This window comes from Prochlorococcus sp. MIT2304, assembly GCF_059772405.1.
Genome location: NZ_CM186286.1, coordinates 1,183,530 through 1,202,436, shown reverse-complemented (window position 1 = coordinate 1,202,436; position 18,907 = coordinate 1,183,530). Strand labels below are relative to the sequence as shown.

Below are 18,907 nucleotides of genomic sequence, written 5' to 3'. Positions count from 1 at the left end.
TCTTTTGAATCAGAGATTCTTTGGAAGAAAATCAGTTTTTTTCTATATTTAAAACGATCTGATGGCTTTGTAGTGAAATCTCGAAAATCCTTTCACAGCTTTGATTTATGATAATTTTCTTATTGAGCAAGCCGTTGTTTTGCTGAACTGATTGGATGTCTGCAAAAACAATTTCTTAAATATTGATTAGCCATGAAAATGTTTGGATTTCCTTGTTTTGAGACATGAAAATAGTTGCGAATTCCTGTATTTAGCTTATATTTCCGGGGATTCTGTTTAATCAGGCTGTATAGTTCCTGACCACAACAGATATTCGCAGTTGCACTGTGGATATCCCCCTCTCTTAAGAACAACATTCTTCTCTCCTAAAAATGGCCAACGCGACTAGCACACAACTCCAAGAGCTTTACGTTGCTTACTTCGGAAGAGCTGCTGATCCCGCCGGTCTCGATTATTGGGTTTCAGCTGGTGTCTCTCAGGCATACTTTGCGTCAGTAATGCATGCTCAAGCTGAATTCCAAGATGCTTATGGTTCAGCTTCTACAGAAAATCAAGTTAATCAGATTTATAACAATCTTTTTAATAGAGATGCTGATGCAGCAGGCTTGAGTTACTGGACTAATCAAATTAATAACGGCGAACTTGCTCTTGCTGAGATTGCTACTCATTTGATTTGGGCCGCACAAAACAACTCTGGTAGTGCTGACGATTTAGCGGCTTTAAATAATAGATCTGCTGCAGCTGTTGCATATACAGCCGAAGTTAAAGCAAGTACAGCTGCAATGACTGCTTACCAGCCATTGAGTACTTCGCCATGGTCCTCTGGTGCAAATATTCAGGAAGCACAAGATTATCTACTTACAATTAATGGAACCACAGCACACACAGCTGCGGGTATTACAGCTAGTGTTGATAAAATTGAGGCAAATGGCACTCCAGCTGCAGCTCAGACATTTGTACTAACAGATAACTCGGATACATTTACTGGTGGAAATGGAAATGATAGTTTCAATGGTGTAGCTGGTCAGATAGATAATGATACTTACGATGGAGGTCGTGGAACTGACACCCTTACAGTTACTGTTAGCGCGTTGGATAACAACTCCAGCTTTACATCTACCTTGATTGAAAACATCAAGATTCGCGCAACTGGTACAGCAGTAATTGATTTCGGTGACGTTACTGAGTTTGATAGCTTAGAAGTTAATCGTACGACTTCAAATTTAACTCTTGAAAATATTAGAGAGATTGATCCTATTACTTTAGATAGAGTCGACGACAACGCAGATGTAATTTTTACTTACAAGTCATCTGTAGTTGAAGGTCTAACTGATGCATTAACTCTCACTATTGATAACAGTGCAAACTCTGGGATCGTAAGAGTTGATGGAATTGAAACAGTTAATTTGGTTTCTACAAGTTCTCCTCAATACGATAGGACTGATAATACTGAGAATGGAAATGAATTAATTCTTGATAATGCTGGAAGTGGTTCAGCTACAGAGGTCGTAAACATTTCTGGTGCTGGAGATACAACCATCACAGCAACCGATGCTTTGACTATTAATAATAGTAGTTCTGGAGAAGTTGATTTAACAGGATCTGCTGCTACAACCTATACCCATACAGGTAGCGGTTTATTGAGAATCACCACAGGTGTTGCAGACAGTACAACTACAGCTACTGGAACAGGTGCTCTAAACTTTACTGACACTATTGCTGGTGATACAACAGTTACTGGTAGCTCAGGTGATGACGCATTCAACTTCGGAGCAAACCTTGATACTGACGATTCAGTAACAGGTGGAACTGGTGCTGACACTCTTACAGTTACTGGTGACTCAATAACCTCAGCTGCAGCTGGAGATATCACTGTATCTGGAGTTGAAACTTTACATATAGATTCAGACGGCACAGTCACTATTGACTTTGATATTTTTGCCAATCCAGCAGAGCTTGCAACCATAGTTTTTGATGGTGCTGGAGACGACCACGAAGTTACTTTGACTGATGTACAGGCTTCTGTTTACACCATCTCAAATGCAAATACTGCAGCAACTAATGCTCTTGATTTCGTAACGATAGACCTCAAGGATCAAACAGGTTCAGCTGATACGATTCACATTGACCTTGATCAAGAACAGGCTGGAACAGTTGCTGGCACCTTGACAGATGCTTTTGTCATAGATGCGATTACAGCTAATGGGGTTGAGACAATAACAATTGATACTACTTTTACCTCTTCAGTTGGAAATGCAGAAGACATAACTGTAACCGCCTTAACATCTAGCACAATCAGTACATTAAATATTACTGGTACAGCTGATTTAACTATCACTGGTGCTCTTGATACTGACCTTGATACTCTGAATGCATCCACTTCAACTGGAGCTAATTCATTCACTCTGAGTGGTGGTGATGTTGCAATTACTGGTGGTACTGGTGCAGATACTATTGCCTTCGGAACTTCATATACAACAGCAGACAGCTTTGATGGTGGAGCAGGAACTGACATAATGACTGCTACCTGGAGTTCAGGTAACAACACTCCAACAGGTATTTCTAATGTTGAAGTTCTCTCATCAACATTCACAGGTGGTTCGCTAAATGCGACCAACTTGGGTTCTGTTACTACTCACAGGATTATTGATCAAACCGCTAACACCTCTATTACTAATTTAGCTAGTACAGCTACTACAATTAACCAAAGAGGTGACGGGGCGACTGCAAGAGCTAATACTTTCTCTTATGCAACAGGCGCAGCTGCGACTGTTACTTTCAACAACGACGACGCAACCGAAGTACTTGCTAACGCATCCACAACTTTCGCGAATGTAAGCAACTTAACAATCGCTGCAGATGATGGAAGTTCTTCTAATGCATTCACTTGGGATGTAGGAACTTTTGCCGGTGGAACAGCACTTGGTACCTTGACCCTTACATCTGGTTCAGATGCAGACGATACTCTGACTCTGGGAAATATCACTGCTGCAAATCTAGAGAACTGGACCGTCACTGTTGATGATGCAACTATCACCACTGGAACTTTGGCATCTGCTGGAGAGCTGAAGACACTAACTCTAGGTAACACCAATACAGCATCTTTAGGCGATATCGTTATTGGCAACATCGGTGCAACTTCTGCTGCTGATGAGTTGACTGCATTCAACGTAACTACTGTCGGAACCTCTGATGCCGCAGGTGCAACATTAGTTAATTTGGGAACCTTAGATGCTGCTGGTGCGACATTTACATTCACCATGAATCTAGATGGTAACTACGGTGCTTCTGATATAGACACAGTTACTGCAACCGGCGTTTCAGCTATTGACATCGACACAGGAACTCTTGGTACATCATTGACAGTTGATAACTTCGACGTCAGTGGTGATGTAGGTAATGTGGACATCAATGTTGGTGATGGATTTGAAGGTGCAGACAATTTCATCGATGCAGCCGGTCTTGATGTTGGTAACTTCACGCTAACTTCTAGAGCTCTTGCTTTAAACATTGCAGACGCTGATTCAGAGGCTGCTATTACTGTTGCAACAACAGTTGGTGACGTTTCATTGAATGCAACTGCTGCAGCTGCATCAATTGATCTTGGTTTCTTCGAGCATGCAACAACAGTTGGAGCTATCTCCTTCAACGGTACTGGAAGTATTACTTGGGATGGTGCAGCAGCTGCAACAACAGTTGGAAACATTTCTGGAAGCGTTGCTGCTTCGGAGACAGTTGACCTTACAGCTGAGGACGCAAATAGTCTTCTAGGTGCCGCATCAGGAACCGTTGGTACTACAACTGTTACTGGAGCAGGTACATTCAATGTTGACTTTGGAGCTGCAACAACCATTGGAAATATTGATTTGTCAGGTATGGATGCCACAACTTCTGCATCTACAATCACCATGACCAACACCACAACATCTGGTCTTACTTACACAGGTTCATCAGGTGGAGATACATTCACTTCTGGTGCTGGTGCAGATACCATTACTGCTGGTCTTGGTATTGATACCATTACTGGTAATGACGGAGCTGATACTATTGACCTAACTGAAGCGACAGCTGCTGCAGATACTGTGATACTTAATGATAATGATCAAGTAGATACCATTACTGGTTTCACAACTACAGGTGCAGATGACATTATCAGCTTTGATGTTTCAGCTTTTGAGACAGAACTAAGCGGTAATTTAATTGATTCTTCTGGTGATGCTGCAGCTTCAGATGCAATAGTCATTCATTCAATTACTGAGGGAGATGATGATGCTGCTACAGCAGTTGCTGCTGGTGTAAACATTATCTACTTTACTGATACAGATAACACTGATCTTCCTAATTCAGCAGCAAGTGATTGGGAGTTTACTTTGGATGCGAACGCTGGAGCAGCTGTTGATGCAATTATCGCTATCCATTATGACTCTGATGGTGGATTTGCAAACATTGGTTATCTAACTGACTCAGGTTCAAATGGTGATGCAACGTTTACAGGTGGAACCGCTGTATTTACATCTCTAGCTCATGTAAATATGAGCACAACTGTATACGGTCAACTTGCTGCAGCTAACTTTGCTTTAAGTTAGTAATTAACTTCTAAGTTCTTCTTTTAAAAAGATCCTCTTATTAAGGGGGTCTTTTTTTATATCTAATTTTTATTCAATATTTTTAACTAATAAAATCTCTTTTTTTTGTGTGTTTTGTTTTACTTAATATATTCTTTCATTTATGTTGCATTTAAAAATGAACTATATATTCATCCCTTCATTTATTATCTACAACGAAAAATAATTAATTTTTATCTCTTTACTTTCTAATAAATTTATCCACCAAGTTATTTTGACTATGCATCTTTTTTTATAGCGTTACCTTTAATGGTTTTATATATTTATATTTCTCTAAGTGATTTTGCTTTACTATCGAATGTCCCCAATAATAGCTGTAGGTAAGAAACTTTTCTTAGTTTTATATTTGCAGTTAGGCTCATACCTGCTTGCAATGGTAATTTCTGACCACTCTCAGTTTTTAAATATTGTGTTTCTAACTTAATATTGGATGGATATCTAAACCCTTTTTGATTCCTGGGGTCTGGCTTTAAAGCATCTGTGCTCACTCTTGTAACAGTTCCTTGAATAACTCCAAAATCACTAGCGGGAAATGAATCAATACTGATATCTGCTTTCTTTCCTACTTTTACAAATCCGATTTTGTTGCTGGTGATTTCTACTCTGGCTTGTAAATTATCTTGAGGAACAATTTCCATTATAGGTTCAGTTGTGTTTGCTACATACCCAGGTTTCTGAGGAATTAAATTAAATACTGTTCCATCAACTGGAGCTTTAATCTTTTGATACTTTAAAGTCAGATTATTTGAAGTTATTTCATCCTCAAGTTTATTTAATTCAAGTTTTTGTTGTAAGTATTGAACTTCTGAAACAGCACCTTCTTTCAAAAGAAAGTCTAATTTTTCTAGTATTTTTATATTGATTTCTCTGCTTTTGATTAATGCATTTTGTTTGCTTTGAGTCGCTTCAGTATCTAACTCAATTAGAAGTTGACCTTTTTTTACATTTTCCCCTTCTTTGACATATATATTCTTAGCGACACCTTGTAAAGGTATTTTTATAGGAATAACTCCTGAGATAGGTTCAAGCTTCCCTTGAGTGACAATGATTTCTTCAGTCTCTGCGATAGCGAGCCAGCCTATTCCAAAAGCTGTTCCACCAATAAGTGAGTATGTTATTGCTTTTGCCCAAACGGTTGATGGATTAACGCTTACTTCTTCTTTTGCTCTTTGTACGCGTTGTTCTATTTTATCTTGAGTGTTTTGAAATAACTTCTCAGATAATAAGATAAATTGATTGCTAGTTTTTATAGAATTAAGAAAAATCTTTTTTGATTTTTTGGAATAATCGACAAATATATTTTTGAGACCTTGCGTTGACTTTTGATAATCAAATTTATCTATTAACTTTGTTTTAATAGAACCTTTAATAAATGGATATATTTTCTTTATTTTCATTATTTTGAACCCTCTTGTTGGCGATATAAGGCATAATACCTACCTTTTTGCGATATTAACTCATCATGAGTTCCAGTTTCTACGGCACGTCCTTCATGCATCATTACTATGGTATCAGCATTTTTGATCGTGCTTAATCTGTGAGTTATAAAGAAAACTGTTGTACCTGAAGATGTTAAACGAAGGCTTTCGCAAACCATATTTTCAGTTTGATAATCTAATGCACTTGTAGCCTCATCCATTATCAACAATTTTGGCTTACTAATTAAAGTTCTTGCAATTGCTATTCTTTGCTTTTGCCCTCCTGAAAGACCTGCTCCTCTTTCTCCCACATTAGTGCTATATCCTTGAGGAAGCTCCATAATAAAATCATGTGCGGCTGCTTTTTTAGCAGCTGTGACTATTTCTTCCGAATTTATTTCAGGATTTGTAATAGCTATATTTTCACTGACTGTTCCTGAAAATAACAATGGTTCTTGAGGAACTATGCCTATTTGTCTTCTTAATGAATAAAGCTCTGTTTTACTAATATCGTAATTGTCAATTAAAATTCTACCTTTATCTATATTGTAAAGTCTTGGTAAAAGCTTCATTAAAGTACTTTTACCACTTCCACTTTGGCCCGCTATACCAATAAATGTTCCTTGTTTGATTTTTAAATTTATATTTTTAATTACTTCAGGAGCACCTGTTTGGAATGAAAATGAAACGTTATCGAATAACACATCTCCTTGTATTGGGGGTAGTGGTATGTTTGCTTTATCTGCTTCAGATGACTCCTCTGGAGTATCAATAATATCAGCAAGCCTTTCAAAGGAAACTTTGAGTTGTTGAATACTTTGCCAAATACTGCTTAAACGCAATAGAGGTTGGGTAACGTATCCTGAAATAATTCGGAAAGCTATTAATTGTCCAAGAGTAAGTTTCCCAGAAAGAACTAAAGTTGCTCCAATCCACAGAACCATTAATTGAGATAATTGCTGTAAAACACTACTGGTTTGATTAAGTGCGGTACTAGTAATTACTTTTTCGAAAGTTCTAGAAATATAGCCAACATATAATTCTTGCCACTTCCATCTACTAACAGTCTCTACATTCTGAGCTTTTACATTTTGAACTCCTGTTAGAACTTCAATAAGATGACTTTGAGTTGATGCATTTTGCTTTGCAATTTCTCTTATTTGTCTTCTTAGCAATGGTGATCCTAATAACGTTAAAATAATCTGGATAGGTATTACCGAAAGAGCAACAAATGAAAGAAGTGAACTATATAGAAACATCACAATAATATATATAATTGAGAAGATTGCATCTAATAATGTTGTAAGTGCTTGACCAGTTAGAAATTCTCTAATTTTTTCCAGCTCAGCTACTCTGCTTCCTAATTCCCCAACAGGTCTTTTATCAAAATAGTTCAGTGGAAGTCTTAGGAGGTGATCAATAACCTCGGCTCCCAAGCGAGTATCAATTCTATTTGTTGTTTCCGTGAAAAGATAAGTTCTTAAGCTACCTAATATGCCTCCCATTATTGTTACAATAACCAATGCAAAACCAAGAACTTGAAGGGTATCTAAGCTTCTTTGAGAAATCACTTTATCTATTATTACTTGTATTAATAAAGGATTAGCTAATCCAAATAATTGGACCACAAAAGATGCAAGAAGAACTAAAAATAATGAGTTTTTATATTTTTTTAATGAAGGTAAAAACCAATTTAGATTAAAATTTTTGTTAGGAGTTAAGTTGCTTTTTTCTACAATTAACATTTCTATTTTTTCTCCGAATATTTTTTTGATTTTGTTAGAATTTAAATCAATAATTCCTTCGTTTGGTGAAGCTATAGTTATAGAATTTGCATTGCATCGGAATATAACTGCAAAAGAATTATTCCAACTTATCAAGCTTGGCGTAGGCAATCTTGAAGCAAGGTTAATAGGAATTTGTGCTTTGACAGAGTATAGACCTGTAATAGAAGTTATCTTGCCACAGGTATCTATTGAAATTTGATTTCCTACTCTTAATTCATCTCGAATTATTTTTTCAATAGAATCTTTTCTAAAAGGGACATCCAATAGGCTTGTCATCATTTGTAGACAAGCAATTGTCTCTTGAAGCTTTCCTTGAGCTTTAATAAGCTTTAATTGTTTTTTTGATTTATTTTCAGTAAAATCAAGACCACTTTTTTCAACTATTGAACCTTGCTCTATATCTATTGAAGTGTTATTATCTTCGGCTGAATTATTCGCTAAATTGTTTATTTCTGCAGTTTTTACATTTATAAATTCTTTATAAATGTAGGTAGGTATTTCTAATAATCTTGCTGCAAATGGTATGATTGGTGTTATGGATTTGTTACCAGTAATTAGGTCACCAATTGAAGCTCCTTCTACATTTTGACTGCCTAAAATAAGAGTATTTTTTTCATCAGTACTTATTTTTGAACTTTTTTCTACAACTTTTAATTTTGTATTTTTTATTAATATATTAAATGCTGTTTTTATATTTATGTCTGTACGATTAGAATTTTTGATTAGTTTTTCTAGTAGATTAACTATCTCACATGGTTGAAGATTCTGTAAGCACCATTTCTTAAACTCATTTTCTGTTTCATATAAGCTAACTATTAATTCATCTGGAATGGAGAGAACTGTTGTTGGCTCTGATGCTGCAACATCTTCACATGCAGATACTCTAAGTAAGGAACCTAACCCAATAAACGAACCTGTCCCTATCTTTAGAATACTTGAGCTCCGATTGCCATCTTGGATCAGTAATCTAGCTTCTCCTTTAAGAATTAAAAATATTTTACTTGGAATAATACTAGAATCACATATTGGCTGTCCTGTTTTATATTGGACTAGCTTGCAGTGATTTACTAACTTCTTTGATGATTCTGTCTTTAATGATTTAAAAATACTAATTGAACTGATAATATTTTCAATTTCATTTTTTGTATTTCGTTCATTGCTTGGATCTTGTTTTTTCTCTTGGTTTGACATTTCTCCTTTTCCTATAATGTGTTTATTGAGGTTTTAATATTTAATAATTTACTATGCTCTTTTTTCGACTCTTCTTGCAGCCATTCATAAAATATCTCTTTGGCCATTTGTAATTCCATTTCGGAAGTCAAAGAAGCATGAACAATTGATTCTACTCTTGTGACAAGCCAAACTTCTTCAATATTAAGAGGTTTATTTATTTCCCCTGGCTTGCTATTTCTCAAACAATTAACTAAGGCAGGATGACCTTGGGTAATTGGTAATGGTCCTAAAATGCCTCTTGTTTCCTTTTCAGGCCCTAGAGAAAATTCTTTTGATATTTCTGCAAAATTAGACTCTCCTTCTACTAATCTTAAATAAAGCTCGTTTGCTAAAAATCTATCTTTAACTCTGACTAAGCTATACGTTACAGTATCAAGTTCATCCTTTCTTTTTAAGAATCTACTTTCTGCCATATGTTTGTATTTTTCCATAACATATCTATCTATTCTGGGGGGCTCTGAAAAAATATTTAGTAGTTCTTCTTCAGAAAAATACTGCTTTTCAATCCAATCTTTGTAATTGTCTTCGCTTGTTATTTTTTCCTTATTTATGATTAGTTGCTTAGCAATCCTTTTATCTTGTTCATTTAATTCTATTTCACTCAAACAAATTTTAGTGAGCTCCCTTATTATAAGAGCAGATAAAATTTGATTCCTTTCTAATAAAACAATAGCTTCTTTTGATAGTACTCTAAGCGATTGCATAAGTATTTTTTCTCTTTTTCTAATATTAATTTATTAATTCTGTTCCTCAAGTTCTTTTTTTAGCGATATTTTGTATGCATTCTCAGCTGTTTTATAAGCTGCTACTTGTGCATTTATTTTTGAAAGTTCTGATTGTACGAACTGTAAACTTACTAAAGTAGATTTTGCTTTGTCGGATAGATTGTCAAATTCATAATCTTTACCATCTATATTTACATTAGTCATTTTTTTTTAATTAATTAATTATCAATATATTTTGACAATTGAGCCTACGCATAGACCGGATAGCCGTACCATTCTTTTTTAAGTGATAATTCAAAATTGAGTTTATTAAATATTTATTTGTAAAAACTCTATTTAATCTTCTGAGAACTTTTTTCTTTTTTAGCTGAACATAAGTCAAATTTAATCATCTCACTAACTAGATCTGTAATTGTTGCCTTGGGCTTCCATTTGAGTTTTTTGTAAGCTTTTTCTGGGTTGCCAAGGAGAGTATCAACTTCGCTAGGTCTGTAAAACTTTTCATCAACTTTTACTACTGTTTGACCATTATCTTTTCTTTTCCCAACTTCTTTTATGCCTTTGCCTTCCCACACTATTCCTCCCCAGTTAAGTTCCTGCGCACATAGATTAATGAAATCTCTTACAGAGCTTTGTATGCCAGTAGCAATGACATAATCTTCAGGCTGATCTTCTTGAAGCATTCTCCATTGCATTTCGACATAATCTCTTGCGTGCCCCCAATCTCTATAAGCATCTAGATTTCCAATATATAAAATATTTTGTAAGGATAATTCAATCCTAGTTAGAGCTTTTGTTATTTTTTTGGTTACAAAGGTTTCACCTCTTCTAGGAGATTCATGATTGAACAAAATCCCATTACATGCATACATTCCGTATGCTTCCCGGTAATTAATTGTTATCCAATATGCAAATAGTTTTGAAACCCCGTAGGGGCTTCTTGGATAAAAAGGTGTAGTTTCTGATTGTTGTTCTTCTTGAATTTTTCCATACAGTTCAGATGTGCTGGCTTGATATATTTTAGTCTTATTAATTAAACCTAAAACCCTTACTGCTTCTAGTATTCGTAATGTCCCCAGAGCATTGGTGTCTGCAGTATATTCAGGCGAATCAAAGCTAACTGCCACATGGCTTTGGGCACCTAAATTATATATCTCATCTGGACTGATTTCCTTGATAATTCTTATAATGTTAGAGCTATCTGTTAAATCGCCATCATGTAATTTTAAATTTGTCGAGTTGCCTAACTCTGAATCTATTAAATGACTTATTCTTGTTGTATTTAAGCAACTACTTCTTCTAATTAACCCATGTACAACATAACCCTTATTTATTAAAAGTTCAGTCAGATAGCTCCCATCTTGCCCCGTAATACCAGTTATTAATGCAGTTTTCTTTGCCTCCATGTTTAAAAAGCTTTTCATTTATATTTATCTTACTACATTGATAAGCATGTCTATGTATTGGAGTTTTTGACGCTTCTAATTTATATATTAATTGACAAGAAGAAAAGCTTAAAGAATTAGTTATAACGATAATTCTTATATTATTTATTTAAATAAAGCTCATATTGAATGTCTTTATGTACTATATTGAACTATTAAGTTTTGGATAAATGCTAAAACAACTTTTGGGTGACCCTAATGCCCGTAAGTTGAAGAGGTACTCGCCGTTAGTAGCTGACATCAATCTCCTTGAGGAAGATTTCATTCCCTTGAGCGATGATGAGCTGCGAGGAAGAACTAATGACTTGCGCTTAAGACTTGAAAATGCAGGAGAGTTAAATAAACAGCAAGAATTGCTTGATGAACTATTACCTGAAGCATACGCAATTGTTCGTGAGGCTTCCAAGCGTGTTTTAGGAATGCGACATTTTGATGTTCAGCTCATCGGGGGGATGGTTCTTCATGAAGGCCAAATAGCTGAAATGAAAACTGGAGAAGGTAAGACACTAGTCGCAACACTGCCAAGCTTTTTAAATGCCCTTACAGGTCGTGGAGTTCATGTCGTCACTGTTAATGATTATTTGGCTCGTCGAGATGCAGAGTGGATGGGACAAGTTCATCGCTTCCTTGGATTAAAAATTGGGTTAATTCAGCAAGATATGTCTCCGAGAGATAGGAGGGAAAATTATTTGTGTGACATTACCTATGCAACCAATTCAGAGTTAGGTTTTGATTATCTTAGAGATAATATGGCTGGTAGCTCAGAGGAAATAGTTCAAAGACCTTTTCAATTTTGTGTTATTGACGAAGTGGACTCAATTCTTATTGATGAAGCTCGAACTCCATTAATAATTTCAGGACAGGTTGAACGGCCTCAAGAAAAGTATCAAAGGGCTGCATCTGTTGTGGATAAATTAATTAGATCCAAAGAAATGTCAAAAGATGGAGTAGATCCAGAGGGGGACTATGAAGTTGATGAAAAGCAAAGAAGTTGCATATTGACTGACGAGGGCTTTGCCAAAACAGAGAAGCTTTTAAGTGTTAAAGATTTGTTTGATCCTAAAGATCCCTGGGCGCACTACATAACTAACGCTTTAAAAGCTAAAGAGCTTTTTACGTTAGACACTAACTACATAGTTCGAGATGGCGAAGCAGTGATAGTTGATGAATTCACTGGAAGAGTGATGCCAGGTAGAAGATGGAGCGATGGGCAACATCAAGCCATTGAGGCAAAAGAAAGACTTGAAATACAGCCTGAGACTCAAACTCTTGCTTCAATTACCTATCAAAATTTCTTCCTACTATATCCCCGCTTATCAGGAATGACTGGCACGGCTAAAACAGAGGAAGTTGAATTTGATAAGACTTATAAATTGCAAACAACAGTGATACCTACAAATCGAAAAATTTCCCGAGAGGACTGGCCTGATCAAGTTTTCAAGACAGAATCAGCAAAATGGAGAGCTGTTGCAAAGGAAATTTCTTTGATTCACCAAAAAGGAAGACCTGTGCTGGTAGGAACAACGAGTGTAGAAAAAAGTGAATTACTTAGTTCTCTTTTGGAGGAAGAGCAAATACCTCATAATTTGTTAAACGCGAAACCAGAAAATGTTCAGAGAGAGGCAGAAATAGTTGCCCAAGCTGGAAGATCGGGAGCGGTCACTATTGCTACTAATATGGCTGGTAGAGGTACTGACATCATTCTTGGTGGAAATAGTGATTATATGGCTAAATTAAAAATTAAAGAACTTTTAAGTTCGCGTTTAATTAAACCTGAAGAAGGACATAAACCACCAATACCATTGCAAAGAAAAAATGAATCAGTTGGATTTCAACCAACTGAAATTAATCAAAAGATTAACAACAGTACAAACTCTTTAAATAAATTATTTCCAGTCACTTTATCAAAGGAAACAGATAAAGAACTTGGTCAATTAATTGCTAATCTAGTCAAATCTTGGGGAGATAGAACACTTTCTTCGATTGAATTAGATGATCGAATTGCAACTGCCGCCGAGAAAAGCCCAATAGAAGATCAAAATATCATCTCTTTAAGAAAAGGTATTAATCTAATTAAGCAAGAATATCAAGAATTTATTAAAGATGAAGAAGTAAATGTAAGAAAACTAGGCGGATTACATGTTATTGGAACTGAAAGACATGAATCCAGAAGAGTTGATAATCAATTACGAGGAAGATCAGGTAGACAAGGTGATTTGGGGAGTACAAGATTTTTCTTATCTCTTGAAGATAATCTTCTCAGAATATTTGGAGGAGATAGGGTTGCAAGTCTTATGAATGCATTCAGAGTTGAGGAGGATATGCCAATAGAATCTGGAATGCTTACTCGATCATTAGAAGGTGCTCAGAAGAAAGTTGAAACTTATTATTACGATATAAGAAAACAAATTTTTGAGTATGATGAAGTTATGAATAATCAAAGAAAAGCAGTATATACAGAAAGAAGAAGAGTTTTAGATGGGAAGGAATTGAAACAACAAGTTTTAGGATATGGTGAACGTACCATGGAAGAAATCGTCGAGGCCTATGTTAATCAAGACCTTCCTCCGGAAGAATGGGATTTAGAAAAGTTAGTATCTAAAGTTAAAGAATTTATTTATCTATTGGAAGATTTAAAGCCAAGTGACTTATTTAAATTAACTGTAGATGAATTGAAAAGCTATTTAAAAGAAGAGTTGAGAAATGCATATGATTTAAAGGAAGTAAAAATAGAAGAATCTCATCCAGGCATGATGCGAGAAGCTGAAAGATTTTTTATTCTTCAACAACTTGATACCTTATGGAGAGAGCATTTACAATCTATGGATTCATTGAGAGAGTCAGTTGGACTAAGAGGCTATGGACAAAAAGATCCTTTGATTGAATATAAAAATGAGGGTTATGATATGTTTTTAGAAATGATGATTAACATGAGAAGAAATGTTATTTACTCAATGTTTATGTTTCAACCAACCAAAAAACAAGTTAATTCATAATAGAAATTTCTGAAATTAATGGAGGTTGATTCTAAGAAACTACAACAATTATATATTGCTTATTTTGGTAGACCAGCTGATCCGTCTGGATTAAGATATTGGCTTTCAAAAGCGAAAAATGGTTTAACACTAAGAGAAGTAGCGAAGAATTTATCAAACCAAAATGAATATAATAATGCATTAATGTATCGGAAAGATTTAGACATTAAGATAAATAAATTATATCTTAATTTGTATAGTCGAAAGCCAGATTTTGCTGGATTAACTTATTGGATAGGAGCAATAGAATCAGGAATTCATGATATATCAGATATAGCTTGTGATTTGATTTGGGCATCCTTAAATCTTAATCAAACTAATACTGAGCAAGCTCTTAGAGATCAAAAAACTTTAAAGAACAAGGTTGAATCTGCTGAATTATTTACTAATGAATTAATTTCAACTACCAATGGAGTTAGTTTATATAAACCTTCATCTGTAAATCCTTGGGTACCTGGACATGCATTATCCGTTGGAGTAGATTTTATCAGTAAAGTTACTTTTGAAAAGTCATATGATCTTATTGAAGTAAAAGAAATTATTCAGTCAATTATACAATTCTCACCTTCTAAAATAGATAATCCTGTTATAGAAATGGAAGATTTATCTTTATTAGTACCTATTTTTACTAACAATAAAAAATTTACAAAAATGATTGCAAATAAGATCAAAGTTCCTTTCACCGGAGGAGGCTTGAAAATTAATAATAATCAAACCAATATTGAAGCACTATGTAATCTTAATGTCACTTTTGGTAAGGGAGAAAGAGTTGCATTGATTGGTCATAATGGTTCAGGAAAAAGTACATTTTTAAAATTGATTTCTGGTATTTATTCCTTATCTTCTGGGAAAATGAAAATCAGCGTTGATGTTTATCCTATGCTTCAAAAGAGTTTCCTTACTAGTAATGAGTTGAGCGGAATTGATGCTGCAAAGGCTCACTATTTGTTAGTCAATAGAAATCTAAATGGATTTAATGAATATCTCAAGGAGATTGTAGATTTTTCAGGTCTTGGTGATTATATTTCTTTACCAATTAAAACATATAGCGATGGTATGTCTGCAAGATTGATTTTTTCTCTTTTAACATCTTGTGAGCATGATTGTTTGGCTATTGATGAAGGTTTTGGAACAGGTGATAGTGAATTTTTTGAAAGAGCTGAAAAGAGACTCAAATCTTTTATTGATGCTGCTGGAACTCTTTTTCTAGCTAGTCATTCAGAAGAATTACTTAGACAGTTTTGTACAAGAGGAATTGTATTTAATCACGGGTCAATTGTTTATGATGGCCTTCTTGATGAAGCATTAAATTACTATCATGCAAGTGATTATTATGAAAATGTTTAAAGATAATTTTAGATTTTCACTTCATACAAGAAAACTTTGGTGGTTTACTGCTACATCAAGAACAAGAGCAAGGTTTGCAAGAACCTCGCTTGGTAGTTTTTGGCTTGGATTCTCAAACTTACTCTCAATAGCTACATTAGGGATTGTTTATGGTACTGTTTTTTCAGTCTCTGATTTTAACTCTTATTTAATTTATTTAGGAATTGGACTTGTAGTTTGGAATTCTATTTCTTCTGCTATTTCAGCCTCTCCTATGCTTTTTATAAACAATAGATCAAATATTCATAACTTAAAACTTAAGCCTATATTTTATGTTCTCGAAGAATGGGCTTTCCAGTTACAAACTTTTTTTCAATCATTTTTGTTAGTCTTCCTAGTTCTTCTCTTTTTTAACAAATCTATTTTATATCATTTGTTAGTTTCATCTTGGATCCCATTTATTAATTTATTTATTTTTTTATTTTGGTTCCCTTTGATAATTGGTCTAATAAGTCTTCGTTTTTCAGATTTTGCTCAATTAGTTCCTATTGTAATGCAATTGATTTTTTTGATTTCTCCTATTTTATATAAAAAAGAAAACTTAGGAGATTTAAATTGGATAACAAATATTAATTTTATTTATATTTTGATTGATTCTTTACGTACAAGTTTGATTACTTCTAATGTGAATTATATGGCTCAATTTATATTGTTATGTATTAATATTTTAGGTTTCTTATTGTCTATTATGATTTTAAATTTACAAACTAAGAAGATTCCGTTTTTAGTTTAGGAGTCTGGATCAAATTTTATTCCTAGTGAGTCTCCTCTTCTGAATTTCCTATAAAATCAATAATTTCTTTATCTCTAAGACTTTGCGATTCGCTAATAAAAATTTCTTTATCGATACTATTTTTTTCGATTAATTCTTGTAATCCCATGATGTGATTTTCTAAGTGATCAATTCTATCCATAAGATTTCTAAGAACATTGGCCTCTGTATCTGGTAGTGCTGAATGAGCCAAGGGATTGATTTTTACGCCACTTTGATGAACTATGCGTCCTGGAATTCCGACAACAGTACTATTTGCTTCTACATTTTTCACTACAACTGATCCTGCTCCAATCCTTGTATTGGTTCCGATTTGAATGCCTCCAAGGACTTTTGCTCCTGCTCCTACAACGACATTCGCTTCTAGAGTTGGGTGTCTTTTTCCACTTTCTTTTCCAGTTCCACCCAAAGTTACTCCTTGATAGAGCAAACATCGATCTCCAATTTCACTTGTTTCTCCAATGACTACTCCCATTCCATGATCTATAAAAACCCCTTTGCCAATTCTTGCACCTGGATGAATTTCAACCCCTGTCAAGAATCTAGTTAAATGGCTTAATAGCCTTGGTAATATTGGAAGATTATATTTCCAAAGCTTGTGAGTGATTCTGTGAATTGCAATAGCTTGAAATCCTGGATAACACAGTATTATTTCCCAAAAGCCTCTAGCTGCTGGATCTCTTTCCTTAATTATTGCAAAATCAGATTTTAGTGATCTAAACATTGACATTTAATGCAATTTTTAATCGAGCAGACCAATTTCTTTACGTAATTCTTCTATTGTGGAATCGCTGAGGTACTTATCTGCGCAGTGGATTTGGGGCATTCTCATTAATTGAGTTCTATTTTGCCTCAGCGTATGCTCAATAACAGGTTGGCTCGGACTATCACAAATGACGTGACTTGCTGCTCTCAACAAAGCAATAAGACGGCTCCCTACGTCAGGATTGGCAGTCATTAAAAGAATTTCATTACCTCGCATGCTGTGCAAAATCACCTCTGCTGCTCTCAGTATTCCTGGGCTTATACTTACTATCCCTACACAACTTCCTGAGCGTAGCTTGTTTAAAATAGAAAGTTCTTTTTGGAAATCACTGAGATCAACTGCTATAGCTCTGACTTGATGCCGTTTGGCTATCTCTTCTAATGGTTGCAAGAAGTATCTACTTGTTACAACTGTCCCTTTGCTTGAACTTTCTAAAACACTTTCCAGTTCCTCCATTGGTACAACCTCAACAGGGACATCTAAATGAGGTGCCAACTCCTCTGCAATTAGTAATGATGCCCCGATATCTTCTCTTGGAGTGCTAACAAGCAAACGCGCTCCACATCTAAGTCTCCAATCAATCTCGTGAGTAAATAATTCTCTGGTTTGCTGTAAGGTACACCCAGCATTTAAAAGCTCATCAATACTTTTACGCACCTCATTATCTATGTCTTTGACGACTTTTTTACGTATCGAGGAGGAGCTGTTTCTTAAATCTTTTTGCTTCTGTTGATCTCGAACATAAATACCTGAGCCCGCTATAGCTTCTACGACACCATCAGTTTCAAGTTGTCTATAAACTTTGCTGATTGTGTTGCGATGTAATCCTGTTTGCATTGCTAGCTGTCTAGTGCTAGGGAGCCTATGTCCAGGGGGATAATGCCTGGCTGCTATTGCAAAGCAAATTTGATTATATAACTGACTTGATGCAGGAATTTCACTTTCCTGCTGAATATGGAATCTCACAGGCTATATGACAGGTTTTAATGTGGCTACATTAATGAAAAGAATAGCAAGTGACAATTATTTTTTTGTCCAATGGCAACTTTAGTTAATTTAATTGATTGTCCTCAAAGCTTTTTGGGGTTCATTTTCATTTTTATCTTTCTTTAATAATGGAGTTTTACGCGGAGTTAAAAACATAATCATATTTCTGCCCTCTCTCTTTGGGGATTGTTGTACTTCTGCTTTCTCTTCAAGATCATTGGCCATTCTTTTTAAAAGAGTTTCAGCAAGAGCAGTATGTTGTATTTCGCGACCTCTGAAAATAACCGTGCATTTGACTTTGTCACCAGCTTTCAAGAAGCGCGTAGCTTGACTAATACGAACTTGATAATCATGTTGATCAATTTTATATCTCATTTTTACTTCTTTAACTTCTGTTTGGTGGGATTTTTTCTTTGCCTCCTTTGCTTTTTTTTCTTGTTCAAATTTGAATTTTCCATAATTCATAATTCTGCATACTGGCGGCGTCGCCTTTTCGCTGACTAAGACAAGATCTAGCTCTCGCTCCTTGGCAACTTCTAATGCCTCTTCACGGCTAATAACACCAAGTTGGGTGCCATCTGAATCAACTACTCTGAGACTTTGATAGTTGATTCTTTCATTAATGTTGGGCAACTCCCTTTCTGGAGCGCGACGATCAAAACGAGGACGAGGTGGCATTCAGTAACTAATTAGGTGGAAAGAACCTTTTGGGCTAATTCTAAGCGTAT

At 35.1% G+C, this 18,907-nt stretch carries 12 protein-coding genes; 4 read left to right on the top strand and 8 right to left on the bottom strand.

The genetic code is table 11. The features are described 5' to 3' along the window. Positions 1–371: 371 nt before the first annotated feature. A complete protein-coding gene (locus tag AC6EIY_RS07110; RefSeq protein WP_498506252.1) occupies positions 372–4,586 on the top strand; it encodes a beta strand repeat-containing protein in 4,215 nt (1,404 codons plus the stop codon). Positions 4,587–4,888: 302 nt separating this feature from the next. On the opposite strand, the gene AC6EIY_RS07105 is transcribed toward AC6EIY_RS07110, so the two are convergent. The 5 genes from AC6EIY_RS07105 to gmd all read right to left on the bottom strand — a co-directional run bounded on the left by AC6EIY_RS07105 (position 4,889) and on the right by gmd (position 11,212). Next, a complete protein-coding gene (locus AC6EIY_RS07105; RefSeq protein WP_498506251.1) occupies positions 4,889–6,022 on the bottom strand; it encodes an HlyD family secretion protein in 1,134 nt (377 codons plus the stop codon). Further along, positions 6,022–9,021, bottom strand: coding sequence for an ABC transporter transmembrane domain-containing protein (locus AC6EIY_RS07100; RefSeq protein ID WP_498506250.1), 3,000 nt, complete (start codon positions 9,019–9,021; stop codon positions 6,022–6,024). Before AC6EIY_RS07100 ends, AC6EIY_RS07105 begins: the two co-directional genes overlap by 1 nt. Before the next feature lie 11 nt (positions 9,022–9,032). Further along, positions 9,033–9,767 carry a peptidylprolyl isomerase gene (locus AC6EIY_RS07095; protein WP_498506249.1) on the bottom strand — a complete coding sequence of 245 codons (735 nt, stop codon included), beginning with the start codon at positions 9,765–9,767 and terminating at the stop codon, positions 9,033–9,035. 33 nt (positions 9,768–9,800) lie between these two features. Next, a complete protein-coding gene (locus AC6EIY_RS07090; RefSeq protein WP_498506248.1) occupies positions 9,801–9,992 on the bottom strand; it encodes a DUF6447 family protein in 192 nt (63 codons plus the stop codon). A 128-nt stretch (positions 9,993–10,120) separates the two neighbouring features. Beyond that, on the bottom strand, positions 10,121–11,212 hold the full coding sequence (gmd, locus tag AC6EIY_RS07085; RefSeq protein ID WP_498506247.1) for a GDP-mannose 4,6-dehydratase: 1,092 nt from the start codon (positions 11,210–11,212) through the stop codon (positions 10,121–10,123). A 191-nt stretch (positions 11,213–11,403) separates the two neighbouring features. Between gmd and secA the strand changes: the two genes are divergently transcribed. Genes secA through AC6EIY_RS07070 form a run of 3 tightly spaced genes read left to right on the top strand, consistent with a single transcriptional unit; the run spans position 11,404 to position 16,387 of the window. Next, a complete protein-coding gene (gene secA / locus AC6EIY_RS07080; protein WP_498506246.1) occupies positions 11,404–14,229 on the top strand; it encodes a preprotein translocase subunit SecA in 2,826 nt (941 codons plus the stop codon). 18 nt (positions 14,230–14,247) lie between these two features. Beyond that, on the top strand, positions 14,248–15,615 hold the full coding sequence (locus AC6EIY_RS07075) for an ATP-binding cassette domain-containing protein (RefSeq protein WP_498506245.1): 1,368 nt from the start codon (positions 14,248–14,250) through the stop codon (positions 15,613–15,615). Further along, on the top strand, positions 15,608–16,387 hold the full coding sequence (locus AC6EIY_RS07070) for an ABC transporter permease (protein ID WP_498506244.1): 780 nt from the start codon (positions 15,608–15,610) through the stop codon (positions 16,385–16,387). The genes AC6EIY_RS07075 and AC6EIY_RS07070 overlap by 8 nt, the downstream gene beginning before the upstream one ends. A gap of 22 nt (positions 16,388–16,409) precedes the next feature. On the opposite strand, the gene cysE is transcribed toward AC6EIY_RS07070, so the two are convergent. From cysE to infC, 3 genes are all read right to left on the bottom strand, one after another. Then, a complete protein-coding gene (cysE, locus tag AC6EIY_RS07065; RefSeq protein ID WP_498506243.1) occupies positions 16,410–17,150 on the bottom strand; it encodes a serine O-acetyltransferase in 741 nt (246 codons plus the stop codon). Between the two features lie 18 nt (positions 17,151–17,168). Further along, positions 17,169–18,158 (bottom strand): GntR family transcriptional regulator, encoded by a 990-nt coding sequence (locus AC6EIY_RS07060; protein WP_498506242.1) that lies wholly within the window; start codon positions 18,156–18,158, stop codon positions 17,169–17,171. A 90-nt stretch (positions 18,159–18,248) separates the two neighbouring features. Further along, positions 18,249–18,857: a translation initiation factor IF-3 gene (gene infC, locus AC6EIY_RS07055; protein ID WP_498506241.1), complete on the bottom strand. Its 609-nt coding sequence runs from the start codon at positions 18,855–18,857 to the stop codon at positions 18,249–18,251. Between the last annotated feature and the right edge of the window lie 50 nt (positions 18,858–18,907).